Origin of the sequence: Pseudomonas sp. AB6 (assembly GCF_034314105.1) — a bacterium.
In the GTDB taxonomy this organism is placed as follows: domain Bacteria; phylum Pseudomonadota; class Gammaproteobacteria; order Pseudomonadales; family Pseudomonadaceae; genus Aquipseudomonas.
Genome location: NZ_JAVIWJ010000001.1, coordinates 2,501 through 27,892, shown reverse-complemented (window position 1 = coordinate 27,892; position 25,392 = coordinate 2,501). Strand labels below are relative to the sequence as shown.

General features: G+C 55.3%; 22 protein-coding genes, 2 rRNA genes, 1 pseudogene and 1 riboswitch. Of the genes and pseudogenes, 12 read left to right on the top strand and 13 right to left on the bottom strand.

Annotated elements, in window-relative coordinates; genetic code table 11:
- Positions 1-159 precede the first annotated feature (159 nt).
- From RGW60_RS00140 to RGW60_RS00120, 5 genes and pseudogenes are all read left to right on the top strand, one after another.
- Entirely contained in the window at positions 160-393 is a 234-nt protein-coding gene (locus tag RGW60_RS00140) for a hypothetical protein (protein WP_322201007.1), read from the top strand.
- A gap of 519 nt (positions 394-912) precedes the next feature.
- Positions 913-1,467 (top strand): sigma-70 family RNA polymerase sigma factor, encoded by a 555-nt coding sequence (locus RGW60_RS00135; RefSeq protein WP_322201005.1) that lies wholly within the window; start codon positions 913-915, stop codon positions 1,465-1,467.
- 12 nt (positions 1,468-1,479) lie between these two features.
- Complete coding sequence (locus tag RGW60_RS00130) at positions 1,480-1,788, top strand: hypothetical protein (RefSeq protein WP_322201004.1); 309 nt, start codon at positions 1,480-1,482, stop codon at positions 1,786-1,788.
- A gap of 84 nt (positions 1,789-1,872) precedes the next feature.
- Positions 1,873-1,933: riboswitch (Fluoride riboswitch) on the top strand.
- A 136-nt stretch (positions 1,934-2,069) separates the two neighbouring features.
- A complete protein-coding gene (gene crcB / locus RGW60_RS00125) occupies positions 2,070-2,453 on the top strand; it encodes a fluoride efflux transporter CrcB (protein ID WP_322201002.1) in 384 nt (127 codons plus the stop codon).
- A gap of 11 nt (positions 2,454-2,464) precedes the next feature.
- Positions 2,465-2,788 (top strand): annotated as a pseudogene (locus RGW60_RS00120) (DUF190 domain-containing protein).
- Positions 2,789-2,821: 33 nt separating this feature from the next.
- Here RGW60_RS00120 and ampC read toward each other — a convergent pair.
- The 3 genes from ampC to RGW60_RS00105 form a co-directional block, all read right to left on the bottom strand.
- Positions 2,822-3,985, bottom strand: coding sequence for a class C beta-lactamase (gene ampC, locus RGW60_RS00115; RefSeq protein ID WP_407074117.1), 1,164 nt, complete (start codon positions 3,983-3,985; stop codon positions 2,822-2,824).
- Between the two features lie 22 nt (positions 3,986-4,007).
- Complete coding sequence (locus tag RGW60_RS00110; protein WP_322200997.1) at positions 4,008-5,114, bottom strand: DUF2817 domain-containing protein; 1,107 nt, start codon at positions 5,112-5,114, stop codon at positions 4,008-4,010.
- A 122-nt stretch (positions 5,115-5,236) separates the two neighbouring features.
- A complete protein-coding gene (locus RGW60_RS00105) occupies positions 5,237-5,545 on the bottom strand; it encodes a DUF1272 domain-containing protein (protein WP_322200995.1) in 309 nt (102 codons plus the stop codon).
- Between the two features lie 247 nt (positions 5,546-5,792).
- Here RGW60_RS00105 and RGW60_RS00100 point away from each other — a divergent pair, with 247 nt between their 5' ends.
- On the top strand, positions 5,793-7,460 hold the full coding sequence (locus tag RGW60_RS00100) for a SulP family inorganic anion transporter (protein WP_322200993.1): 1,668 nt from the start codon (positions 5,793-5,795) through the stop codon (positions 7,458-7,460).
- 19 nt (positions 7,461-7,479) lie between these two features.
- On the opposite strand, the gene RGW60_RS00095 is transcribed toward RGW60_RS00100, so the two are convergent.
- The 5 genes from RGW60_RS00095 to RGW60_RS00075 form a co-directional block, all read right to left on the bottom strand.
- Positions 7,480-8,754, bottom strand: coding sequence for a TerC family protein (locus RGW60_RS00095; protein ID WP_322200991.1), 1,275 nt, complete (start codon positions 8,752-8,754; stop codon positions 7,480-7,482).
- An 18-nt stretch (positions 8,755-8,772) separates the two neighbouring features.
- Complete coding sequence (locus RGW60_RS00090; RefSeq protein WP_322200989.1) at positions 8,773-9,657, bottom strand: protease modulator HflC; 885 nt, start codon at positions 9,655-9,657, stop codon at positions 8,773-8,775.
- Complete coding sequence (hflK, locus tag RGW60_RS00085) at positions 9,654-10,688, bottom strand: FtsH protease activity modulator HflK (RefSeq protein WP_322200987.1); 1,035 nt, start codon at positions 10,686-10,688, stop codon at positions 9,654-9,656. Before hflK ends, RGW60_RS00090 begins: the two co-directional genes overlap by 4 nt.
- A gap of 177 nt (positions 10,689-10,865) precedes the next feature.
- On the bottom strand, positions 10,866-11,342 hold the full coding sequence (locus RGW60_RS00080) for a WbuC family cupin fold metalloprotein (RefSeq protein ID WP_322200985.1): 477 nt from the start codon (positions 11,340-11,342) through the stop codon (positions 10,866-10,868).
- An 83-nt stretch (positions 11,343-11,425) separates the two neighbouring features.
- A complete protein-coding gene (locus RGW60_RS00075; protein WP_322200983.1) occupies positions 11,426-11,734 on the bottom strand; it encodes a hypothetical protein in 309 nt (102 codons plus the stop codon).
- A gap of 408 nt (positions 11,735-12,142) precedes the next feature.
- Between RGW60_RS00075 and RGW60_RS00070 the strand changes: the two genes are divergently transcribed.
- Positions 12,143-13,018, top strand: a complete 876-nt coding sequence (locus tag RGW60_RS00070) for a Kdo hydroxylase family protein (protein ID WP_322200981.1) — start codon at positions 12,143-12,145, stop codon at positions 13,016-13,018.
- A gap of 309 nt (positions 13,019-13,327) precedes the next feature.
- Positions 13,328-14,497, top strand: coding sequence for a hypothetical protein (locus RGW60_RS00065; RefSeq protein ID WP_322200979.1), 1,170 nt, complete (start codon positions 13,328-13,330; stop codon positions 14,495-14,497).
- Between the two features lie 48 nt (positions 14,498-14,545).
- Here the strand turns inward: RGW60_RS00065 and can are convergent, their stop codons facing one another.
- Positions 14,546-15,187, bottom strand: coding sequence for a carbonate dehydratase (can, locus tag RGW60_RS00060; RefSeq protein ID WP_322200977.1), 642 nt, complete (start codon positions 15,185-15,187; stop codon positions 14,546-14,548).
- A gap of 151 nt (positions 15,188-15,338) precedes the next feature.
- Between can and RGW60_RS00055 the strand changes: the two genes are divergently transcribed.
- Positions 15,339-15,761, top strand: coding sequence for a serine kinase/phosphatase (locus RGW60_RS00055; RefSeq protein WP_322200975.1), 423 nt, complete (start codon positions 15,339-15,341; stop codon positions 15,759-15,761).
- Positions 15,762-15,764: 3 nt separating this feature from the next.
- Here the strand turns inward: RGW60_RS00055 and rimI are convergent, their stop codons facing one another.
- Entirely contained in the window at positions 15,765-16,247 is a 483-nt protein-coding gene (rimI, locus tag RGW60_RS00050) for a ribosomal protein S18-alanine N-acetyltransferase (protein ID WP_322200973.1), read from the bottom strand.
- Positions 16,244-17,044, bottom strand: coding sequence for an energy transducer TonB (locus RGW60_RS00045; RefSeq protein ID WP_322200971.1), 801 nt, complete (start codon positions 17,042-17,044; stop codon positions 16,244-16,246). The genes rimI and RGW60_RS00045 overlap by 4 nt, the downstream gene beginning before the upstream one ends.
- 144 nt (positions 17,045-17,188) lie before the next feature.
- Here RGW60_RS00045 and mksB point away from each other — a divergent pair, with 144 nt between their 5' ends.
- The 3 genes from mksB to mksF are packed head-to-tail and all read left to right on the top strand — an operon-like array spanning position 17,189 to position 21,994.
- Entirely contained in the window at positions 17,189-18,469 is a 1,281-nt protein-coding gene (mksB, locus tag RGW60_RS00040) for an Mks condensin complex protein MksB (protein WP_322200969.1), read from the top strand.
- Positions 18,459-19,169 (top strand): Mks condensin complex protein MksE, encoded by a 711-nt coding sequence (gene mksE / locus RGW60_RS00035; protein ID WP_322200967.1) that lies wholly within the window; start codon positions 18,459-18,461, stop codon positions 19,167-19,169. The genes mksB and mksE overlap by 11 nt, the downstream gene beginning before the upstream one ends.
- On the top strand, positions 19,166-21,994 hold the full coding sequence (gene mksF / locus RGW60_RS00030) for an Mks condensin complex protein MksF (RefSeq protein WP_322200965.1): 2,829 nt from the start codon (positions 19,166-19,168) through the stop codon (positions 21,992-21,994). Before mksE ends, mksF begins: the two co-directional genes overlap by 4 nt.
- 192 nt (positions 21,995-22,186) lie before the next feature.
- Here the strand turns inward: mksF and rrf are convergent.
- Positions 22,187-22,302: ribosomal RNA gene (rrf, locus tag RGW60_RS00025) — 5S ribosomal RNA — on the bottom strand.
- A gap of 144 nt (positions 22,303-22,446) precedes the next feature.
- A 23S ribosomal RNA gene (locus tag RGW60_RS00020) occupies positions 22,447-25,337 on the bottom strand.
- Positions 25,338-25,392: the final 55 nt, after the last annotated feature.

Sequence of the window (25,392 nt, the reverse complement as noted above, 5' to 3'; positions counted from 1 at the left end):
TGCGCTATGGGGAAGTCGACAAGCGATGCAAAACCGATTTGGGGGTTATCCCGAGGAGTTGTGCATCTAACGTCTCTGGGCGTCTCAGTATGAGGCGGGAATGTTGCTGGCACATCAGGTAACGTCAGCGCTGCAACCTAACCAGCCCGGAGATATGGAATGTCGAACATCAAGGTATCTGCACCACTTGTAAATGGCGATTTATGGGACCCGTTCGATGAGGGAGTGTCCTGTGAGCTGATCGTTGAGCTGATCTGTGGTGATGACTTGCGCCCGCCGCCAAGTAGCGTGGTGATCACGGTCACTACCGAGCTGGGCAAAGTGGTTGAACTGTGGATTCCGAACTCAAACAGCGGGAAGGTCAGCGTGCGGATCGATGGGAAGAAGGTGTGATCCGCTGAGCCCAGCGCTACTCAGCTTGTATGCCTGCATGTATGCCTGTGAAAATTAACAACTAAAAATTACTTCAAATTCAACGATATAAGTTGTCAGTTCAAGTTACTGTGTACCACCAAGTACCGGTTTACAGATGTCTACAGCAGTCTATAAACCACCTCAAGAAGCCCGCCTAGTGCGGGCTTTCTTGTGTCTGGGCATCTCTCCTTTTATAGCCTTATAGCCCCCAGCATCCCCACCCGCATGGGAGAGGGGACGGAAATCTTAGGGATGCGATCCTGATAAAGCATAGCGACTTGCCTCTTTCCATCAAGTCGTCGCACATCGGATTCACGTTGATAACGTGCGCAGCCATCCGCGACGCGTCCTTTTGAGGCTGGCATACCGACGCGGGCGCTAGGCTTCGTGAGCTACCTACTGGCCAGCATCCGCACAAAATAAAAACATCACCCCACACAATATTTCTGCCGTTAAAACGTCTTCATCTCCATGGACCCCTCGCACAGCCGGAACTTGATGACAGACCGAAACAGCGACATCACCGCGACTGTCTTGCGCGAACGCACCAAGCTGGGGAATTTCATTCGGCGCAGGGTACGTGACTCGACTGAGGCCGAAGACATTTTGCAGGACGTGTTTTATGAATTCGTTCAAGCCTATCGCCTTCCGGCAACGATTGAGCAGGCCAGTGCATGGCTTTTCCGGGTAGCGCGAAATTGGATCATTGACCGGTTTCGCAAGAAGAAAGAACAACCCATCGGCGGGATGAACGAAAGCACCGACGATGACGATGAGGTGTATCGGCTAGACCTCGCGCTGCCGTCGATGGACGCCGGGCCGGACGCTATTTTCGCCCGCTCAGCCGTACTTAACGCGCTGCAGGATGCGTTGGACGAACTGCCGGAGAATCAGCGCGAGGTGTTTATTGCCCATGAAATCGCGGGTAACAGCTTCAAGGAAATAGCGGCGCAAAGCGGCGTTGCGGTGAACACTTTATTGGCACGAAAGCGCTATGCAGTCTTGCATTTGCGCAGTCGGCTACAAACGGTTTATGACGAACTTGATACGTAACGGAGAGCACACATGAAATATCGACTGAGAATTGCGGCACGGGTGCTGTTGGGGATCGTGGCGGTGGCCGTGCTGGGCTGGGTGGTCATGGCGCTGTGGAACTGGGTGATTCCAGAGTTATTCACAGGCGGGCGAGTGATCGACTATGGGCATGCGTTAGGGTTGCTGTTGCTTAGCCGGATCCTGTTTGGCGGATTCCGTGGGCGCGGTGGCTGGCACGGTCGTCGGGACTGGCGCAAATGGGAAGCGATGACGGCCGAAGAACGCGAGCAGTTCAAACAGACCATGTTCTCCGGGCGACACAAGCGTTCCGAGGGTTAATCGCGACGGATCATCGAGTGCCAGCAACAAAGCCGGGAGGGCTTCCGGCTAATACCTTGATACATTTCCCCGCCGTGCTATAGGATGCACGCAGGAGATGGCATTCCTCCTCTAACCGCCTTGTGCTGATGATGCCTACGTGAATCCTGAACAAGGCGCGTAGGTGTGCGCCTTGTTCCTTATGAGAACAGGCCCTTGAATACGACCTATCAGCACCCCTTCGATAAAACCTCGCCCCCTTGGCATCAGCCTGCTCTCCGATGGTCGGGAGCGTTACGCCTATGCTGAAGTCAATTTTCGCCATCGCTTTCGGAGCGTCCGTAGGCGCGTTGATGCGCTGGCAATTAGGCATGAAGCTCAACTCGGTGTTTCCGACGCTTCCCCCCGGTACGGTGGTCGCCAACATGGTCGGTGGCTACATCATCGGTCTGGCGGTGGCATTCTTTGCGGCAACACCGACCCTTAGCGCCGAGTGGAGACTGCTGGTCATCACCGGTTTCTGCGGTGGTCTGACCACGTTTTCTACTTTTTCGGCCGAGACCATGATTTTGATTCAACAAGGGCGCCTGCTCTGGGCGCTCAGTTCGATCGCAGTGCATGTACTCGGCTCCCTTGCGATGACCGCACTAGGATTGCTGACCTTTCAATTCATCAGCGGACGCTGAAGGAAGGCCTCATGAATGGCTTTCAAGTGATTTTCTACACCCCGCAAACCATCGCCATGAGGGGAAATGCTCAGGGAATGGATTGTCGACCTGACAAAAGAACTGGGTCTGTGCGGCGCAACAAGGGTGTCTGGCATCGAGGGATTTGGGCACACAGGCAAGAGCCATTCAGCTCACTTTTTCGGGCTGGCCGATCAACCGATGGAAATACGGCTGGCAATGACTGACGAGGAAGACCAGCGGCTATTTGAGCGTTTGGCCATCGAAGACGTCGCCTTGTTTATATCAAGATGCCCATTGAACTGGGCTTTGTCGGTAAAGCCGTGGCGCATTGACGCCTCGGCGTGGGCGAGTCCATCTAATTACCGTCAGGGTTGAAGTTCAGTCAGGATGCGGTAAGCCAGACGAACCCGGGCTTCATTGGGAAAGTTCTTGTTCGCGAGCATCACGATGCCGAGCTTTTTCGCTGGCACAAACGCCACATACGCACCAAATCCGTTGGTTGATCCGGTCTTGTTTATCCAGACAGATTGCTGCGGTGGCAGAGGCGGATTTAAGGCTGTGACGGCGTTGCTCTCGTACGCCATCTTGTTCGAGTTGCCTTCCAATAATGCGTCCAGTGAGACTGGATAGCGGTATTGCTCCCAGATCAGGTCCTGCGTCATGGCCCTCAACTGAAAGTAACCGGTGTGGGTGTCGGCCATCGCGCGCTTGAGCAATGGACTCGTGTCTGTGAGGCCCATGTTGGCTTCGACGAACCGAATCAAGTCTTTGGAAGTCGTTTTCACCCCGTAGGCTTCGGCGCCGAGCACGCCAAGACTGAGTCTGACGGGCTTGTCGTTCTTGTCGTAGCCTTGAGCGTAGGCGGCCAACTTGTTCGCCGGAAGGGTGATGAAGCTGTTGGGCATGCCGAGTTCGGGAAACAGCCGATGCTCCAAGGCTTGGTCGAAAGGCATTCCCATGCTCTTGGCGGCAGTCATTCCGAGCATTCCGACGCTTGGGTTGGCATAGGTTCTGTAGGTGCCGGGGGCAAACGTCGGTTGCCATGCCTTGAAGTACGCCATCATCTGCGTGGCGTTCCGTATGTCATCAGGAAACTGCAATGGGAAGCCGCCAGCCGTGTGGGTCGCCAGATTGATCAGTGTCACGTTGTCGAACGGGCTGCCCTTGAGTTCAGGCACATAGGCGCTTGGGCGATCAGTGAGCAGTAGCTTGCCGCTGGCTTGGGCGTAGGTCGCCAGGGTCGCCGTGAAGGTCTTGCTGACCGAGCCTATCTCGAACAGCGTGCCGTTGTTGACCGGCTGCTGCGTTTCTCTGGAGGCCACTCCGTAGTTGTAGAAACGCGGCTTGCCATCCACGGTGATCGCGATGGCTAAGCCCGCGACGTTGTAATGACTCATGACGGAGTGAGCGGCATCTTGCACAACGGCATCGATGTTGCGCGGTTCGGCATTCGCCACAGCAACATTACCGAAAAAGAGGCAGCTGCTTGATAACAGACAAAGAGTAAGAAGCTTTCCAATAAAGCGCATTCCAATGATCCTTGCTTCGTGGTTATTTAATCACGCTCAATTTCAGCAACCCACGCTCCCATATCTGCCGAGTCCTGACCCAAACAAGTTCCTGCCAGTCTTTATCCGACGGATAAAACTGTTCCAACAGACCGAGCTTGATTTCCCGCCCCACGCTATCAAGCGGATTGCCGTGCAGATGCAACCATTGATCGTCGCGCAGATGGCGATGAACAGCGTTGCCCGGATAGGTGCCACATTCGATGACGAAGGGCATCAAACGAACCTGTGGTAACGCATCGATCAAGGCTTGCGAGGTGTAACCGGTTGCCGTGGCGGCGATTCCGGTTTCACTCAAGTGTTCGGCACCGGTGAGCAGGGTGTAGAGCCAAGGATCGTAGGCCGCCTGGGCGTCGGCTAATGCGGAGTAGGCCCGCTCGGCGATGGTTAATAACATCGGATGACCGTAAGCACCCGCGCCGGTATGCAGGTCAAAACACATGACTGTTTTAGCGTTTGAAAGATGATTTTGGATAATGGCGTGCAGGGTTGTATTGGACCAACTGGGCGACAGGCCGCCGTAAAACAGTCCATCTGGATGACTGTGCTGGCCGCCCTCGACAATCGACATCACCCTCGGCCAGCCGTGGTTCTGGACTTGTTCATCGAGCAGCGCATCCGCGCGCTCTCGCAGCGGCCCGCGCAATTCAGTGCACGCGTAGATGTAATGAAGTGCGGCGTACGCCTGGTTGTCTGGTAGTGGACGATTGAAGTCGAGGTGGTTTCGGTTCAGGTCGATATTGTCTTCGTTGACGCGGCGCAACCAAGCGGTGCCCCATGGATTGATCAAGTGGATCATCACGATGGCGGTGTCAGCGGGCAGCAGGCGCCCGCTCAGCAGTTGCAGCCATTGAGCCTGGCAATTGGACCCGTAGAAACCTTCGACACCGTGCGTCCCACTGATTGCGACTAACAAGCGAGAAGCACTAGGGTCGCCGAGTACGGCTACGTCAGTGCTTAAAGGCTCGCCGAAGGGGCCTGGAAGCGGGTGCGAATATTGGGTAAGACTTGCGCCCGCAGCCGTCGCCGCAACTAAAAATTGCTCACGTTGAGCGCGGTAACTGACGCGTGTCGGAAAGTCGGTGCGCATGTCGGCCCCTTATGGTCTGCGAGCGGGTCTATTTGATCGGTCGTCGGATACTACATGTCCAGAACACCCAACAAAGGTATGTAGGACGAATAACACGTCGATAAGCGGCTGGCCGTTCTGAGTCATCGATGTTCTGCAGCGATGGCGCCAATGGTTGCGATCAACTGGGCTTGCCTGGGCGAATCGACCGGACGATGCCGAACCACGGCACTCATGGGGTTCTGGGCCAGCGTACTGCCGCCGACATCGACATGGGACGGACGAACCGGGCGCGGAGCGAAGCCGCCACCACAATTGGGGCACACATTGCCCAACACCTTATCTACGCAGTCTGCGCAAAAAGTGCACTCATACGAGCAAATCATCGCGTGAATACTGTCGGCCGGTAACGCAATATTGCAGTGTTCGCAGCTCGGTCTTAGTTCAAGCATGACGCTCTCCAAACGTTAGAAAGTAACTGCCACCTTCGGGCTGGCTCGGCAATGGCGTCGATTGTCGCTACCTTACAGGTATGTTCGAGCCGAAACCGACTGGGTTTTCGGAGACTTTAGGGGCATCCCCGCATAGGCTTCAAAACAGGCCACTTATTGCGTAACTTAGCCGTTCATGCTGGCCCAGCGTGGCTCATAATGAGCACCCTATTTTGCCGACCGGCATGGCGCGATCGAGGCGACACTGATGTCAACACCCGCCCCCCTTTCAAATCCCGGTAAAACCAGCCTGTTCGACCGTGTGTCATGGCCCGATATCATTGCAGGGCTGTCGCTGGCGGGCTTGTTACTGCCAGAAGCGGTGGCGTATTCAAGTATCGCCAACTTGTCGCCGCAGGCCGGGGTCATTGCGCTGTTCGCCGGTTTAGTGTGCTACGGCTTAATGGGCACTAGTCGCTTTGCTATCGTGTCGGCCACCTCGTCTTCAGCAGCGGTGCTGGCGGCCGCTTCAGCGACAATGGCTGGTCCGGACAACGGCCTGAGGCTGGTGATAGCGGTTGCGCTGGTTCTTGTGACGGGATTGTTTTTTACCTTTGCCGGCCTTGCACGAGCAGGCAGCATGTCGGCGTTTATCGCTAAGCCGGTGCTGCGCGGTTTTGCCTTCGGCCTGGCCATTGTGATCATTTTCAAACAAGTAGCCAGCGTGGTGGGTGTTCACCCGCAACACAGTGACCTGGTGCGTTTCCTGACGGAATTATTTAGCGAAATAGCCCATTGGAATTGGGCTGCTGGGGCGGTGGCGCTGATGGCGTGGGGGCTTCTGTTGCTGTTCGCTCGGATACCGCGTTTACCCGGCGGCCTGTTGGTGATCGTCATCGGCATTGCCGCCGGTCAATGGTTGAATCTGGCGCAATATGGTGTCGGCTTGGTGGGCACTATCGACTTACAACTGACCGCGCCGACGCTGCCGTCACTGTCATACGCGCAATGGCTGCGCATCGGTGAGCTGAGCGTCGCCATGGTACTGATTCTGTACGCGGAGTCTTATGGCTCAATCCGTAGCTTTGCAATGAAGCATGGCGACAATGTTTCGCCCAACCGTGATTTGCTGGCATTGGGCGCCGCCAATCTGCTGTCAGGTCTGTTCCATGGCATGCCGGTTGGCGCGGGCTATTCGGCAACATCGGCGAACGAGGCAGCGGGCGCGTCGTCTCGCCTAGCAGGCTGGTGTGCCGCGTTAATTTTGCTGATTGTGGTATTGACGTTGTTGCCACGTATCGCGCTGCTGCCGGAGCCGGTATTGGCAGCGATTGTCGTGCAAGCCGTCAGCCACACGCTGCGGCCTGCGGTGTTCCGACCCAACTTTATCCTGCACCGTGATCGACTGGTGGTCATCGCTGCGGTGCTAGCGGTATTGATCTTGGGGGTCATGGACGGCTTGCTTGCGGCCATTGCGGTCAGTTTAGTGATGATGTTGCGGAGGATGTCGGAATCATCGGTCACGATCCTGGGCCAGCTCAATCATGGTCATGACTTCGTCAGCCGGGCCCTGCATCCGGACGCGCAGGCGGTCAATCACATTTTAATTTTACGCCCCGACACGGCACTGTTTTTTGCCAATGCCGAACGCGTTTTAGCCCAGATACGCAACTACGTCGCCGCCGCCGGGGACACGGTGCATACGTTGATTATCAGCCTGGAGGAGTCGCCGGACCTGGACAGCTCCAGCGTGGAAGCGTTAACGGAGTTCTGCACGGCGCTCATCAGTGAGGATAAGCACTTGCTGTTTGCACGTTTGAAACCACCCGTACAACAAGTGCTACTTCGAGCAGCCATTCCTGGATTGCCGGTAGAGACGTTATGCGCCCTGAGCGTCGACGACGCCGTTAACGTCGCGCAACGCCTTTATCCCTGACCCGGCTGCCGCTTTGCGGTTAGTGAGCGCGAATACACTGGATCTGCGAGAAGCTTCCGCCGCTGACCGTCACCACGTTGTTATTGGTTTTCTCTAACTCGGTGGGCGGTGAGAGATGAAGATCCCTGACCGCCGCCGTTGGATTTTCCCACAGTATTTTTTGCAGGCTTACGTAGCCGGACGCTTCGCCATTGCCAGTCACGATGCGAATTGAGCTGCCACCCGGGCGGTAGTAAATAGTGGCAATCGAACCGGGGCAGATGTAGGCGCTATCCACCATGGGCTTGGGCAGTAAGCCGTTTGCGACACTGCCGATAAAGCTGTACACCAACCAGCTCACCATAAAGATTGCGCAGAGGCTCAATAGAATGCGGACCGGGCCGCTGAGGGTTCGACGTGGAGATTCGGTTGCCAGAGTTGAAGCATCCGCCAATAGGATGATCGGCTCCTCGGGCGCCTCGATCTGCAGCGGTTCAATGGCTTCGACTTCGACTGCAGACACCACAGCGACAGTCATTACGGTGTCGACTGGCGATTCAGATATCACCCTTGGCGCCGCTGGCTCAAGTACCAGTGTCATGGCTCGGAGCCGTGGCGCTGGCCTCGGAATCTGAGTGCGCCGTACGCGGATAATGCGCGCTTGCAGGACTACAAATACCGCGCACAGCAGCGGCACAATGACGTTCAATGCTGGAGACTGGCTGTTGACCCAGCCCACTATTGCCGGATCGGAGACGGCAATATCCCCCGCGATATACCCCAGCAACGCGCCGCCAACCAAAACCAACATTGGGTTGAGCTGAAGCACTCGAACAATTTGAATACTGCCAAACATAAGCAGCGGCACACTTAAAATCAGCCCCAACACCAGATAAAAGACGCTGCCTTGCGCGACAGCGGCAAGGCCTACAACGTTGTCCATGCTCATGACCAAGTCGGCGATCAGCACGGTCGCGACAGCACCGGATAAGGTGGTCGTCACGGTTTCAACGGGGCCGCCTTCGTTGTCCATGCGCTCTTCAATCAACAGCTTGATAGCGATGAAAATCAGCAACCCAGCGCCGACTATTTTCAAATAGGGAACCAACAGCAACCACCCGGCCAGGGTGGTCAGTAAGACGCGCAGCACAATCGCACCACTGGTGCCGATTACTACTGCTTTTTTGACCTGTTCGGCCGGTAGCCCACGGCAAGCCAGCGCAATCACCAGCGCGTTGTCTCCAGATAAAATCAGGTCCAACAAACCAATCTGGAAGATCATGCCAAGCGCGTGCAGTAAACCTTCAAACATCATGGAGCTTGATCACTCGCGTCATTGCTTGTGGGGCGTCGTTGCAGGTCCGGAACGGAACTGCTTGAGGAACTCGGCGTCCGGGGTTAACACCAACATGGGTTGGCTATCAGCCAACGCTTGCCGGTACGTCTGCAACGAGCGGTACAACTTGTAGAAATCGGGGTCTTTGCTGAACGCCGCCGACAACACCTGGTTAGCTTCGGCGTCGGCTTCGCCGTGGGTGATTGCCGATTTACGCTGCACCTCTGACAACAACACAGTCCGGTCCCGGTCGGCCTTGCCCTGAATCTGCTGCGCCCACTCGAAGCCTTGGGCTCGCAGCTCTTTCGCTTCACGGTTACGTTCGGACTTCATCCGGTCGTAGATCGCCTGGCTGGCCTCGAAGGGTAAATCGGCACGGTGCAATCGCACTTCAGTGACGTCGACGCCGAGCCCGCGCGCCTTTTCGGCTACGTCCTTCTGAATAATTGCTACTTCCGGCCGACGTTCGTCCGATAGCAATGACCGCAGCGACACCTGACCCAGTTCCCGGCGCAACGATGAGCTGACCATTTGCGTCAGTTGGGCATTAGCCTGGTCCAACGTGCCCACCGCTTGGTAGAAACGCAGCGGGTCGCTGATCCGAAAGCGCGTGTAGGTGACCACTTCAACACGTTTTTGGTCACCAAGAATGACCTGTTCGGCAGGCGAGGTGAGCATTTGCAAACGGCTGTCGTAGAACACCAATGAGTCGCTGAAAGGAATCTTGAACTTCAGCCCTGGCGCGCCGGCCACGCCCATGGGTGCGCCAAATCGAATGACCAGTGCTTGCTGGGTTTCATCGACCACGTACACCGACGAACCTAACGTCCAAACGAAGACGATTCCCAAGCCCGCTAGAAGCCACTTCAGCGTCGAATTCACGATTTGGCGTCCTTTTGCACGGTCTTGCCTGGGTCAGAAAGCGGCATGTACGGCACTACGCCAGACATCCCTTTGCCTGAGGAATCGATAATGACTTTGGAGGCTTTCTTCAGCACTTCGTCCATGCTTTCCATGTACAAACGCCAGGCCGTGACGTCCTTCGATTGCACATAGCTGTAGTAGACCGACAGGAAGCGCTTCGCCTCGCCTTCAGCCAGATTGCCAACTTGTGATTTGTAGGCTTCGGCGTCTTGGGTAATTCGCGCCGCGTCGCCACGCGCCCGGGGAATGACATCGTTGGCGTAGGCTTCTGCTTCGTTACGTGCGCGCTCTTGGTCGGCACGTGCACGCTGCACATCGTTGAAAGCGTCGATAACCTGCGGTGGCGGGTCAACCCGTTGTAACTGAACCTGAGTGATCAAAATCCCGGCCTGCTCGCTATCCAGCAACTGTTGCAGCAAATTCCGGGTTTCATCGGCGATTTGCGCACGCTTGTCAGACATAGCGGCTTGAATCGGGGTACGACCGATGACTTCACGCAGGGCGCTTTCGGCAGCAACTTTTACCGAGCGTTCAGGTTCGCTGATTTTAAAAAGATACAGCCCAGCGTCTTTTATCCGCCAGAACACCGTGCAATCGGCTTCGACGATGTTTTCATCACCCGTAAGCATCTGCTTGTCTCGCGAACCGCTGTTGCCTGTGGTCAACGCAGTACTGACAGTGCCCAGTTGCAATTGGTTGACCTGAGTCACCTTTGGCAAGAGCACCGTTTCTACGGGAAAAGGGAGGTGGTAATGCAGGCCAGAGTCGGTGGTGTCCGCCCACCGCCCAAAGCGCAGGACAACGCCTTGCTCGTCAGGCTGGACTTTGTAGATACCTGAAGCAATCCACGCCAACAGGATGAGCCCCCCGATCAACAACAAGCCGCGGCCTTTAAGGTCCAGAACCGCGATGCTGTAATTGATCCGCTCGCGCAGGCTCGCCGCCGAATGGGTGGCTTGGACCGGAACGGGCGCTGGGCTACGGGTCATGCAGTTGCTCCTGTCCATTAAGGACGTGGGACCCTTACCGCAAGTGGTGGGGTCGCCGAAGCCGCGCAGAATAACTCAACCGCTGACGGTCGTCACTGATATGGATCATGTTAAAAACCGGACTCTATACGAGTGAAAAATAGCAGAGTCGATTCTATGCATCAGTGACTCTGAGGGCTAAACGCTCGGAAAAGACTGGCCGATCTGCGCCGTCGTGTACCAGTCCAGAAGCATACTTGCCAAGGGGCTACCTTCAGCACCGGACCAAGCAGCAAAGTCTTCCTCGGCAACAGGCATATAAGGGCCGTGTTTTACTTCGAAAATCACCCCACCGACATCCAACGAAAGTACGGCGTGCCAACAACCAGCTGCAATCTCAAGGACTGCGCAGTCTTCGCCCAGCACGGTGCGCTGGATCACAGTACCAGCCTCGTCGAAATTCAAGACAACAAAACGACCGCTGAGTGGGTAGAGCAATTCCCACGTATGTGGGTGGCGTTGCGCACGCACATACGTGCCAGGTTCCATGGCAATTGCCAAACGCTGGATTGGATCGGTCAGCTCAACGTGAAGGTTGCGGTTAGCTCGCAGGCGAGTTGATTGCTGGGCCTGAGCGGCAAGCGCCTTTAGGTCGGCGGGGGTGATCTGCTTCATTAGGACTACCGATACGGATGAAAGGCGCAATTATGGCTCAGCCCGCCTGCGCATACAAAGAACTGCACACCATAAACATGCATTCACGAACGGCCGCGTTGAGCCTGTCTGCGCAATAATAGGAGGGTAGCTGCCGGGAAACCCAAGCCACCAATGATCAAGCTAGCAATCATGCCCTCACGACCAAAGAGGCTGTATGCGCAACCGAATAGCAGCGCGGCCAGTGCGGGAACGCCCAAAGCGCAGATTATCAACGCATGGGCACCAAAAAAACGTTTTAACGGACCTTTGGCGTTGAACACGCAAATAAGCCAAAGGTGCATCCAGATAACGATGGTTATCAAATACAAGCTTAGATGAAGCAGGTCTCTGATCAGTCCACTTCCAATCATTCACCACACTCCCCGACTAATCACTCTAATTGCCAGTAATCCGTCTGATACAACTATCAGACACTACTTACATTACCGTACAGGATACAGGATAGAACTTCTGGCGTAATACGCCTTACTTAGAGCGTCTTTAGCACATTTTTTTCGGGTTTTAGAGGGAGCTACCAATCGCTATTTTGGCGAACGAATGCCACGCCTGCATGGCCTGTTCGCCTAAGACCTTTGAGGAGTCGTACGAAGGTTTGCGCCAAATCAATTGCCCTTTTCATTACTAATTTGTAGGCTATACCCATTGATACACGGCTTGTTACATTCCCGCCAAGCGGCCATGGCAACTTTTTGACGCACTCCCGCGAAAGCCTTTCCCTGGACTGCGCGATCACAAGCGTCACTCCGGAGGCAAGTAATATGACTGCAATTGTCAGTCTACCAATCACGTCGTGGGACCAAGTCATCAGCGGTGTCGACCAGACAGTGGCCCTCGAGGCGCTGGAGTCAGGCAATGTCGTTCTTTTGCCTCAGTTGCCATTTATTGTTCGGGAAGATGAACGTCCGCTGCTCGAATCCACTGTGATTCGCGGCATTAAGAACGTAAGCCTTACACCCGCCAACGGTATGTTTAAAGGTAGCAAGGGCACAGAAGCCGAACAGCGCCAGCTACAAGCGATGATGACGCGCTTCGCGAGCTCGACCAAAACCTTAGCCAACAACCTGCTTAGCCATTACCAAGACGGCTTACAACAAGCGCGCGCCAGCTTTCGACCAGTTGAAATCTCCGGGCGCCCTAGCTCTTGGCGTAAAGACGATACCCGGTTGCACGTCGATAATTTCCCGTCGTCACCTACATCTGGCAAACGCATTTTGCGCGTCTTTAGCAACATCAATCCGCAGAATCAACCTCGAGTATGGCGGCTGGGCAATCAGTTCGAGGCGGTTGCACAGCATTATTTGGCGTCGCTGCCAAAACCGCTATGGGGCGCCAGCACAGTAATGAACGCGCTGGGTATCACTAAAACCCCGCGCAGTGCCTACGACCACTACATGCTGCGTCTGCATGACCATATGAAAGCCGATCAGGAATACCAAAACCGACCGTCGCATCAAGAACATCGGTTTGCCGCAGGCACGACTTGGATGGTCTTCACGGATCAGGTGCCCCATGCAGCAATGAGCGGTCAATTTGTTCTAGAGCAAACATTTTTACTGCCGGTTGAGTACATGCAGCATCCCGCCCAAGCGCCGCTTCGTGTGCTTGAACGTTTGACGGGCCGCGGGCTGTCTTAATCCTTTGGCACCATCGTCAGTACCCGCAACCGATTACGGTGCGGGTGTTCTCGTGATGCGCTTATCAGCTTCACTCCACCGAATTAGCTTCACTCCACCGAAGAAAATATGCGCCGCATAACAAGGACGCTTATCGGGGCTTGCCACACCCTGCCACACCCCCGCGCGACAGCGAATCTCCCTTGGTGAGGCTTTGAATACGGCGATATCAAAAAGCCTTAGTTTTAACTTTCTTAATCCTCCGAGTCCTGTTTCAGTGTCTGTGCTACCGCAAGCCCGTCGGGCTAACAACGCAGACAAGGAACGACAATGTTAAAACGAGTAACTATCGCCACCGCGCTTGCCGCACTGACGCTTAGCTTCACTGCTTACGCGGATGTTCAGGTCAGGCTCGGCAGCAAGGAACGCGTCACGCATCTCTTCGCTTACCCCAATAACTGCGGCGTCATCTGTTTCAAAAAATGGACGCTGGAGGAAACGGTCGAAAATTACGTGGCGCAAAGCGTGGTTCGCGATGGTTACAGTGCGGCCAAAGTAGAGGTTAACCAAAAACATCATGAAATTGTCGCGACAATTAGCGGTGTGCCTGACGGCTACGGTGAGTCGCTGAGCGCGCTGTTGAATGCCGGTGACTTGGCCTACAAAGACGCTAAAAAACTTAACGCCGATGGCCAATGGAAATTCAACTGGTACTTGTTCCTTCCGCTGGGGATGGCGCTGGAAAACCGCAAGAGTGTAGAGCTGCTGCATTTCCCACCGGATACCGCGTTGACGCAATATCAGGACTACTTAAACTCCGCCACCACCAATCGCTGGTCTGATCTGTTGATTGATAACGGCATTGCACCCGATCAGACACCCAGTTATCAGACCATCATCGACATTGCACCGATTGCCGCGCCCGCGTCTGCTGGCAACGATCTGGTGGGAACCTACAGCTATTTCACCGATTATCAAACCACGATGATCAAACAACTCACCCTAGCTCCCGATGGCAAATCGCTGCCGATGGTCGCATTCGGCACTCCGGTTCGAAACTGGCTCCAGCAACAATACGGCGTTACGGTGCCGGTGTTGGGCCTGGCCAGTCTCGATATGGGTACGGGAAAGAGCGTCGCCGTGCTGGGTTCCAACCACCCTAGTTATATCTGGTACGCCGCTGGGTTGGCGAGTAACGGCGGCGATCAACACAGAGCCGATGTGGCAGGCCTGAAGGTCATGGGCCAAGACCTCAGCGCGGCGTGCTGGCAAGCCGGAATGGGCAAAACACCTGGCACTGACGCTCAAGCGATGCTCGGTCAATGCACTCAGCAATGGCAGGTCACCAACAGAGCGCAGACCTGCGAACTTTTCTACACCTCAATCCGCCTCCTGACAGCCGATCAGGCCAAGACTAAATGCACTGCCAGCGACGTATCAACCGCGCTTGAGCAGTTGCTGCAGCCAATTAGCCCGCAGTTTGCTCCGCCGTATTTATAAATCCCAAAGGTTAACCGAGGCGACTCGCGGACCGAGTCGCCTTGGCCACTACTCGCCTAACGGACGCAATCGGTACTGCGCCGGCAACTGCTCAAAACCAGTGATCGTAGCGTTCAAGCTTTTGAAGCGCCCGTCCTTGATCCCGTAGATACAGCCATGGATAGACAACTTCTGCCCACGGTGCCAAGCGTTTTGCACAATGCTGGTGTGACCAACGTTGGTCACCTGCTGAATCACGTTCAACTCACACAGCCGGTCGACACGCTCTTCTTCGGTCGGCAGCGCGGCCAAGGGTGCACGATTTTCGTAATACAGGTCGCGAATCGAGCGCAGCCAACCATCAATCAGGCCCAGCTGGCGGTCTTGCATCGACGCGCGCACGCCGCCGCAACCATAGTGGCCGGTCACCAGGATGTGTTTAACCTTGAGCACGTCCACTGCGTATTGAATCACCGACAGGCAATTGAGGTCAGTGTGCAGCACGACGTTAGCGACGTTGCGGTGTACGAACAGATCGCCCGGCAACATGCCGACAATTTCGTTGGCTGGCACGCGTGCATCCGAGCAACCAATCCACAGGTATTCCGGCGTTTGCTGGCGAGCCAGTTTGGCGAAAAACTCCGGGTCTTTATCCTTGATTGCATCGGCCCAGCGTTCATTGTTGTCAATCAGGTCTTGTAGTTCTTTCATCAGTTTATGCCTCGAAGATGATGCCCAGCTTTGACTGGCGCCCGGCGGCTCAGGTCACGCTGATGTGCCAAAGCTGGTTCAAAGAACAAAAGGAATCTTCATGGTTGTGATCGGTCAACGTTAATAAGGCCCCAAAACATGAGGAAATGCCATGACTGAATCACGTCGCCCCTATGGCTCACCACAGCCGGAACCGATTGACGATAACGAAGACAGGATGGGTTCCATGGACGAGCTACACTTCGACGAAGACAAGCCCGCCGCCCGCATCGGCGATCTGATACCGGAAGAAGAATTAGCCCACGAGATTTCCGACGAACGTGTCCGCGAAGCGGGAATGACGGGTGCCTCGACTTCGGATCACCATTCAACCGATGACGACATGAGTCCAGAAACCCTGATCGACGAGGATGGAGCGCGCTCGCCGTACGAGCTAGGCGAGGACACTCCGGCGGATTGGGAGCTGAGTATCGTCGGCGCAAATGACATTGGCGGCGGCGATGGTTTGGACGAGGCCGAGCTGGCGGATCTCGATCCGCTGGACGGGAAACCAGAACATCGTAAGCCTGAGTAACGGTTACTCGAATAAGGTACAGGCCATCACCAACGCATCTTCGTGGCCACCCGCTGCCGGGTAGTAGTCGCGGCGACGGCCTATTTCATTGAAACCGAAACTCTCATACAAACGATAGGCCGACAGGTTGCTGGCTCTAAGTTCAAGGAAGCATTCGCGCCCATTAAGTTCGTAGGCGCGGGACATCAATCTCTCCAGCAAGCGCAGTCCCAGACCCCGGCCTTGGCTTTCGGGCTTGACAGTGATGTTCAGCAGGTGTGCTTCGTCGATGATGACGTTAATCACGCCATGGCCGACTTGCTGAGCACCTTCGAACATCAGCCATATTTCATAAGACTTGAGCGCGTCGAGGAAAATACCCCGAGTCCACGGGTGAGTGAACGCTGCGTATTCGATTTTTAATACTGCATCCAGATCAGCCTCAGTCATTCGCCGAAACGTAACCGAATCGGCGGTTTTGACGGTTTTTTTCGAAACGTCTGTCATTCAGTCGTGTTCCAGCGTGTCATCAGCCGACGCATGGTTAGCCAGACATCAGCTTTGCGGTGCGGCTCGTCCATTAATAGTTCCAGGCCTGGCAAGGCCCAGGCGCTGCCAAGCCCTTCGACCTGCAGTTCACGGTTGTAAGATTCGGCGTTGGCTTCGCCGGCAAACCTGATCGACGGCAAACCAATGAGCCATAGGCAAGCGCAGGGCTCATCTTCCAAACGAGCGCTAACGAAGCCTTGGACAAAATCACGCGCTGACTCAGGCCCTTGGTCCAAATGGCCCCGTACCAACAGCGGCCAACGCACCGGTTCGCCAATGATCTGTGGGCTATCCGGTAGACCCGCCGCACGCAGCATGTCCTTGAGCAACAGGTACGCCGGGTCGCGACTTTGAAACGGATCGCCTGTGGGTAGTTCGACCAGTAGCAAGCAGCGTCCAGCGCGGAGTAACTGCAAAGCAAAACGTGGCGGTGCAACAACCGCTGCCTTGGTCGGCGCGGACGCTTGATCTGCAACGTCGACCACGGCATGACTTCGCGTGCTGGCCAAGGATGGGCGTGATATGTCTCGCCTTGGCCGTTCGATGACTGCTTGGACTGTCGGCACAACGGCTTCAGGAGTAACTATTACGGCTGCAGTGGGCGCCGGGACATTGATGCTCGGTTCGACAGGCAGCGGCAAAGGCGCCAGTAACTCCGGGCGCGAAGGTGCAGCAAACGGAAGCGCTGTGCGCGGCAGCCAATTGACCACCTGCATTGCAGTCAGATAAGCGCGGCGACGGGACTCATTAAGCAAAGGTCGGCCATCTATGGATAAGTAAAGACCAGGATTCTACCGCTCTTCGCCAATTCCCGCCGCAGTTGATCGCTTGGGGGGTGAAATGTTGCCCGGTCGATGCAGTACAATTGCTGCTTTTATTTGCCAACAGTCGGCCTTCCAATGATCGAACCTAAGCGCGTCTTGCGCGCCCTTGCCGAGCACTGGGCTTTATTAGAGCCACTGTGCGAACACTTCGACCAGGGCACATTGAGTCTGAGCGAGCTGCGCCTGCAATTGGCGACTCAGCAACTGGACAGCACACCGCAGGACATCACCTACCTCCTGGACGTGTGGATACGTCTGGACATTTTGGTTCCGGTGGCCAAAAGTCCGAATCGTTTTGAACTCAATGCTCAAATTCACGACTTCCTGTCTTACCTGCGGCGCGAGCATCGCTTGGGTCTGTGCCTGGAAATCGAAGCCTATCTGCGCCACCTGGAGCGCCTGGCGGGTTATATCCAGGATGCTTTCGATATTCGTGACGCCAGTGATCTCGCACGCCAACTTCGCCTACTCGACATGCGCGTTCGTGATGTTTTGAAAAAGCTCGCGAATGATGAACAGGCGTTGATCGCGGTGGCCGAGCGGGCCAAGACAAGCGACCGACAGATTCCCTTGCGTCAGCGCTACGCCGAGGTATTGGCGACGTGGGATGAATACATCGAGCCCATGATCCAGTTGGTGAATGCCGATGGCGCGTTCGAACAAGGCGTACGCAAGGTGGAAAATGTCTTGCTGCGCTTGCTCACTGAGCAGCAACGGCTTGGCCATCTGGTTGATGACGACAGGCTGCTGCGCACTCATGCACGCATTCTTGAAATGCAGACCAGCGCTCAGTTGACCTTGCGCCATGCTCGAGAGCTGCTACTGCCGCTGCGCGAAGAAGCCCGTCGGCATAACGCAGTGACCCGTGGCGCGGCGCTGGCGTTGTCGGCGATCCGTAAGCGCGGCATTGATGCATTGCCTCACGCGGTCATGCCGATGTTCACGCGGCCGCAGAGCACATTTCTCGGCAGTGCCAGCCAGGTTGAAGCCTATGTCTATGCCTTGGCCCGCTTTGAACCCAAACCCGCGAAGTTTCCCAAGGCCAATGTCAGCAGCCGCAAGGGTGAGCCGCCACGGGCGCCGCGCACGGTCAAAGAAATGCTGGAGCGCTGTGAAGACGCCTTGCCAATGCCAGACCTGATGGTCTGGTTGCTGGAGCAGGAGCCGAACGGCCCAACTGACGAATTGCTGTACTGGTTCTCGCGCCTGTCGCGGGACAAACGCTTCAGCCGCGAACGCCTGGAGCGGCGCGACTATCACACCCAGGAGCACCAGGTCAGCCTGCGCTCTTTCGCCCTGCTCTCTAGCCGAGATGAGCACCTAGAGAATTCTGCGAGCCCCCCTCATGCATCTTGATCTGTCTGAAATGTCCCAGTTGGCGCCGATCTTCCGTGAGCTGTTGAAGGGCTATCACGTCAGTCGTCGCGACCCTGAACTGTATGCACAACTGTCTAATAGTCAGGACCAATACCGCACGCTGTTTAAAGCCCTGGGCTACGAACTTGTCTGCGACACGCGCGGCTTTTATTACTTCGTTCCCGACCTCGCAGCGGCGCAGGTCAACAAGACGGCGCAGCGCTTGGCATTGTTCACGTTCATCATCGTCGAGCACTTGGCTGATCAGGGTCGTGACCCGGTGGCCGTGCTGGACGGTGGCAGCCTGGGCCGGGATGAGTTGCCCTCGCTGCTAGAGAAGTACCGCGATCTGTTTGTCCAGGCCGAAGTACAGACCCAAGAAGAGTTGGAAGAAAAGATCATGCGCCGCATGACCCAGCTCGGGTTCGCGAGTGAAGAAAACGGCATCTACCGTTTCCTGCCGCCTATGCATCGCTTTCTTGATGTCTGTTTGTCAGTCCAACAAGACCGCGATCTGGCGGCCAGCCTGCACAGCGTCTTGCCACTGCCGACTCCAGTCTTGATCGACGACGAAAGCGACGAAGCCCTCCTCGAACCAGAAGATCCGCTGGACCTCACCGAATTCGACAAGCCGGAAGAAACCGAATCTCAAGCCTTGGCGCGAGCCATTGCCGCCGAGCAGCAGGAGTTGGACGCATGAGCCAGGAACGCTACGGCATACGCCGCTTTGCCCTGCTGAACACGGCCGGTTACAGCCTCGGCTTGTTCCCGCTGGAACACCCTCTGTCGGTGTATGGCGCGAATAATTTAGGGAAAAGTGCCTCAATCAACGCCCTGCAATTCCCGATTCTGGCACGCATGTCGGACATGAGCTTCGGCAAGTACAGCCTCGAACAATCTCGACGTTTTTACTTCGCTACCGACACCAGTTACATTCTGGCTGAAATCGCGCTTCCCCATGGCCCACACGTGATTGGCGTGGTCGGTCGCGGCCCGGGCGGAGGCTTCGGCCATCAGTTCTTCGCTTACGCCGGCAAGCTGGATCTGGCCCATTACCAAAAGAATGACACCTGCCTGCGGCACAAGGAGCTGTTCAGTAATCTGGAAAGCCTGGGCCTGAAAGCCTACGAATTGAAGCCCGATGAGCTGCGCCGTTTGCTGGTGGGCGGCCATACCTCGATCCCGCTGGACTTGACCCTGATCCCCTTACGCTCCACCAGCGAGCAGAGCTTGAAAACTTTCCGGGCACTGTTTATCAACCTGCTGCACATGCGCGAAATTACGGCAGCGAAACTCAAGCAGCTGTTTTTGGACGCCTTCGAACATAGCTTGCGCTCAGGCAGCGTCGATTACATCGCGGCGTGCGAAGAAGCCTTCCGCGACGTGCGCCGAATGGAACAGGATTACAACGCGCTGGTGCTGGCGGGTTCGTTGGTTGAATCGTTATCTGCGGGGGTTAAACAGCGGGAAGTATTGCGCGGGAAATTGCACCGTATTTCGCCGCTTCTCGATTCACTGCTAGGCACTTGGCAAGAATATTCCAGCGCGCGCAAAGACGAGCTGGTAATTCACGCCGAGCATTACCGCAATGAGCAAGATTCACTGCAGAACGATCAGCGCGGCGGCACCCAAGAGCTGATGCGCCTTGAACGTGAGATCAGCGCAATACAACGCTGGGTGGGCGAGCTGTCCGTGCTCAAGAACCGCTTTGCATTGGTTAACGACGTCAAGATACTGGAACAACAACTGCTGGCGGCTAAAGACGCCCACGATGAATTGGCTGGCGCGCTGGCCCAGTCTCGACAGTTCAGCACCGAGGATCTGGAAGAGCGTTTACGCGATCTGGAAAAACGCCTGAAGGCGGTGAAGCAACAGCTCGATCACGCGGATAACAATAGCTATGCACGCCTGCGCGAAGAGTTCTCGCAACCGGACGTCGAGCGCTTAATGCGCCTGTTCAACAGTACGTTGTTCAGCCTGCCGCTGGGCGAACAAGGCATTGCGCTGGATGATGGCGACGTGTGGGTCAAGTCACTGGAACGGATACTCGACAGCTTCAAAGGCGAGCGCTTCGAAGTGCCGGGCCTTACGATCAATCTGTCACACATTGAGCCTCCTGCGTTACAGGCCCTGGCTGATCGTGCGGCGTTACGTGATCAAAAACAGCGTCTTGAAAAAGAACTCAAGCAGCTGAAGGCTCAGCAGGCGGTCGCTTCTGACCGTGCTGCGAGCAAGACACAGGCCGAGGCGTTGTATCAACAGGTACTTGATGCACAGAAAGCGCTGGAAGATTTCCGCCGCAGCCAAACCCTGAGCGCCGAAGAATCGGAGAAGCTTGAGCAACTGGCGCAAATGGAAGCTGCCCAGGATGAATTGAAACGCTCAAGCGACGCCTTCACCGAACGCGTCCAGCAACTGTCCGCCAAGCTGCAATTGGTGGGTCGACAGATCGGCGACATGGAAACCAAACAGCGAACCCTGGACGACGCGCTACGTCGCCGTCAGTTGCTGCCTGCGGACATGCCTTTTGGTACGCCGTTTATGGAAGCGGTAGATGACTCGCTGGAAAACTTGCTGCCCCTGCTCAACGACTATCAGGACAGCTGGCAAAGTCTGCAGCGCACCGATAATCAGATTGAAGCGCTGTACGCTCAGATTCGGTTGAAGGGCGTTGCTAAGTTCGACAGTGAAGACGACATGGAGCGGCGGCTGCACTTGCTTGTTAACGCCTATGCACATCGCCAGGACGAAGCGCTCACCCTCGGCAAAGCCCGCCGAGCCGCCGTGACCGACATCGCCCGGACGTTACGTAATATCCGTAGCGACTACGACAGCCTGGAACACCAGTTGGCACTGTTTAACCGCGAGATAAACAAACGGCAGGTATCCAACCTCGCGAGCTTCCGTATCGTTCTTGCACCAAACAAAGAGGCGCTGAAACACATAGATCAGATCATCCACAGCGCTGGGCAATATGAAGAAGGCGAGACGTTGTCAGTGTTCGACCTGAGCCAAAGTGCCGATCAGGACAATAAGAATGAAGAAGCCAAGGAGTATCTGGCGCGGTTGGTGGCAGCGAACCACAACCAGTTGGGTTTGAAGGATTTGTTCGAGCTGGCGTTCGAGATCACCAAGGTCAACGGCCCCCCGGTGATCCATACCGACATCGACGGAGCAGCGTCTAACGGCACGACGATGACGATCAAGGCACTGACCAATATGTACCTGTTGCTGCATTTGATGGACCGCGATCAGGCCGGACGCATTAGTCTTCCGTACTACCTGGACGAAGCGGCAGACATCGATGAGAAGAATCAGGCCGCCTTGCTGGAAACCAGTTTGCAACTTGGCTTTGTACCGATCCTGGCCAGCGTAAAACCACAGGTCTCGGCGCATATCGCCATCGACCTTGAAGGCGGTAGCGGACCTAACGGGATCTACATTGATGAAGCAGATTGGAAGTACATACGTCGGCATGATGACGTTGTTAACGCAGTCGTTGATTCAGAACCGGAGCTGGCTTGATTTCTCTGTAGATGGCCAACTTGTTGGCGAATAACCAAGCGCGGGGTGTCAGGTATGCCGCCTCGCGAACACCTTCGCTCCTACAGCGTATATACGGTATGTGATCAATGCCTGCGAATTAGCTTGGCAGGTTTTTCCTGCGCACAGACAAAACCCCTGAACGCGTAAGCGATCAGGGGTTCTGGAATTTAATCTTGACGATGACCTACTCTCACATGGGGAAACCCCACACTACCATCGGCGATGCATCGTTTCACTACTGAGTTCGGGATGGGATCAGGTGGTTCCAATGCTCTATGGTCGTCAAGAAATTCAGTAGCCGACCCGCGTATCCCTTTCAGGACGCCCGGTTCAGCGAATGGGGATGTGATAGATCTGTGGGTTTGCCAATTTTCGGTTGTGTCGTCTTCACACACCTCAATCTGCTTCATCGCAAATTGCTTGGGTGTTATATGGTCAAGCCTCACGGGCAATTAGTATGGGTTAGCTCAATGCCTCACAGCACTTACACACCCCACCTATCAACGTCGTAGTCTTCGACGGCCCTTCAGGGGACTCAAGGTCCCAGTGAGATCTCATCTTGAGGCTAGTTTCCCGCTTAGATGCTTTCAGCGGTTATCTATTCCGAACATAGCTACCCGGCAATGCCACTGGCGTGACAACCGGAACACCAGAGGTTCGTCCACTCCGGTCCTCTCGTACTAGGAGCAGCCCCTCTCAAATCTCAAACGTCCACGGCAGATAGGGACCGAACTGTCTCACGACGTTCTAAACCCAGCTCGCGTACCACTTTAAATGGCGAACAGCCATACCCTTGGGACCGGCTTCAGCCCCAGGATGTGATGAGCCGACATCGAGGTGCCAAACACCGCCGTCGATATGAACTCTTGGGCGGTATCAGCCTGTTATCCCCGGAGTACCTTTTATCCGTTGAGCGATGGCCCTTCCATACAGAACCACCGGATCACTAAGACCTACTTTCGTACCTGCTCGACGTGTCTGTCTCGCAGTCAAGCGCGCTTTTGCCTTTATACTCTACGACCGATTTCCGACCGGTCTGAGCGCACCTTCGTACTCCTCCGTTACTCTTTAGGAGGAGACCGCCCCAGTCAAACTACCCACCATACACTGTCCTCGATCCGGATAACGGACCTGAGTTAGAACCTCAAAGTTGCCAGGGTGGTATTTCAAGGTTGGCTCCACGCAGACTGGCGTCCACGCTTCAAAGCCTCCCACCTATCCTACACAAGCAAATTCAAAGTCCAGTGCAAAGCTATAGTAAAGGTTCACGGGGTCTTTCCGTCTAGCCGCGGATACACTGCATCTTCACAGCGATTTCAATTTCACTGAGTCTCGGGTGGAGACAGCGCCGCCATCGTTACGCCATTCGTGCAGGTCGGAACTTACCCGACAAGGAATTTCGCTACCTTAGGACCGTTATAGTTACGGCCGCCGTTTACCGGGGCTTCGATCAAGAGCTTCGCGTTAGCTAACCCCATCAATTAACCTTCCGGCACCGGGCAGGCGTCACACCCTATACGTCCACTTTCGTGTTTGCAGAGTGCTGTGTTTTTAATAAACAGTCGCAGCGGCCTGGTATCTTCGACCGGCGTGGGCTTACGCAGTAAATGCTTCACCCTCACCGGCGCACCTTCTCCCGAAGTTACGGTGCCATTTTGCCTAGTTCCTTCACCCGAGTTCTCTCAAGCGCCTTGGTATTCTCTACCCAACCACCTGTGTCGGTTTGGGGTACGGTTCCTGGTTACCTGAAGCTTAGAAGCTTTTCTTGGAAGCATGGCATCAACCACTTCATGTGCCTAAGCACACTCGTCATCAGCTCTCGGCCTTAGAATCCCGGATTTACCTAAGATTCCAGCCTACCACCTTAAACTTGGACTACCAACGCCAAGCTGGCCTAGCCTTCTCCGTCCCTCCATCGCAATAACCAGAAGTACAGGAATATTAACCTGTTTTCCATCGACTACGCTTTTCAGCCTCGCCTTAGGGACCGACTAACCCTGCGTCGATTAACGTTGCGCAGGAAACCTTGGTCTTTCGGCGTGGGTGTTTTTCACACCCATTATCGTTACTCATGTCAGCATTCGCACTTCTGATACCTCCAGCAAGCTTCTCAACTCACCTTCACAGGCTTACAGAACGCTCCTCTACCGCATCACCTAAGTGATACCCGTAGCTTCGGTGCATGGTTTGAGCCCCGTTACATCTTCCGCGCAGGCCGACTCGACTAGTGAGCTATTACGCTTTCTTTAAAGGGTGGCTGCTTCTAAGCCAACCTCCTAGCTGTCTAAGCCTTCCCACATCGTTTCCCACTTAACCATGACTTTGGGACCTTAGCTGACGGTCTGGGTTGTTTCCCTTTTCACGACGGACGTTAGCACCCGCCGTGTGTCTCCCATGCTCGGCACTTGTAGGTATTCGGAGTTTGCATCGGGTTGGTAAATCGGGATGATCCCCTAGCCGAAACAGTGCTCTACCCCCTACAGTGATACATGAGGCGCTACCTAAATAGCTTTCGAGGAGAACCAGCTATCTCCGAGCTTGATTAGCCTTTCACTCCGATCCACAGGTCATCCGCTAACTTTTCAACGGTAGTCGGTTCGGTCCTCCAGTTAGTGTTACCCAACCTTCAACCTGCCCATGGATAGATCGCCCGGTTTCGGGTCTATTCCCAGCGACTAGACGCCCTATTAAGACTCGCTTTCGCTACGCCTCCCCTATTCGGTTAAGCTCGCCACTGAAAATAAGTCGCTGACCCATTATACAAAAGGTACGCAGTCACCCAACAATGTGGGCTCCCACTGCTTGTACGCATACGGTTTCAGGATCTATTTCACTCCCCTCTCCGGGGTTCTTTTCGCCTTTCCCTCACGGTACTAGTTCACTATCGGTCAGTCAGTAGTATTTAGCCTTGGAGGATGGTCCCCCCATATTCAGACAAGGTTTCTCGTGCCCCGTCCTACTCGATTTCATTGCAAAGGGATTTTCGCGTACAGGGCTATCACCCACTATGGCCACCCTTTCCAGAGTGTTCCGCTAATCTCAATGCAACTTAAGGGCTGGTCCCCGTTCGCTCGCCACTACTAAGGGAATCTCGGTTGATTTCTTTTCCTCAGGGTACTTAGATGTTTCAGTTCCCCTGGTTCGCTCCATACACCTATGTATTCAGTGTAAGGTAACTGTCTTATGACAGCTGGGTTCCCCCATTCAGACATCTCCGGATCACAGTCTGTTTGCCGACTCCCCGAAGCTTTTCGCAGGCTACCACGTCTTTCATCGCCTCTGACTGCCAAGGCATCCACCGTATGCGCTTCTTCACTTGACCATATAACCCCAAGCAATCTGGTTATACTATGAAGACGACATTCGCCGAAAATTCG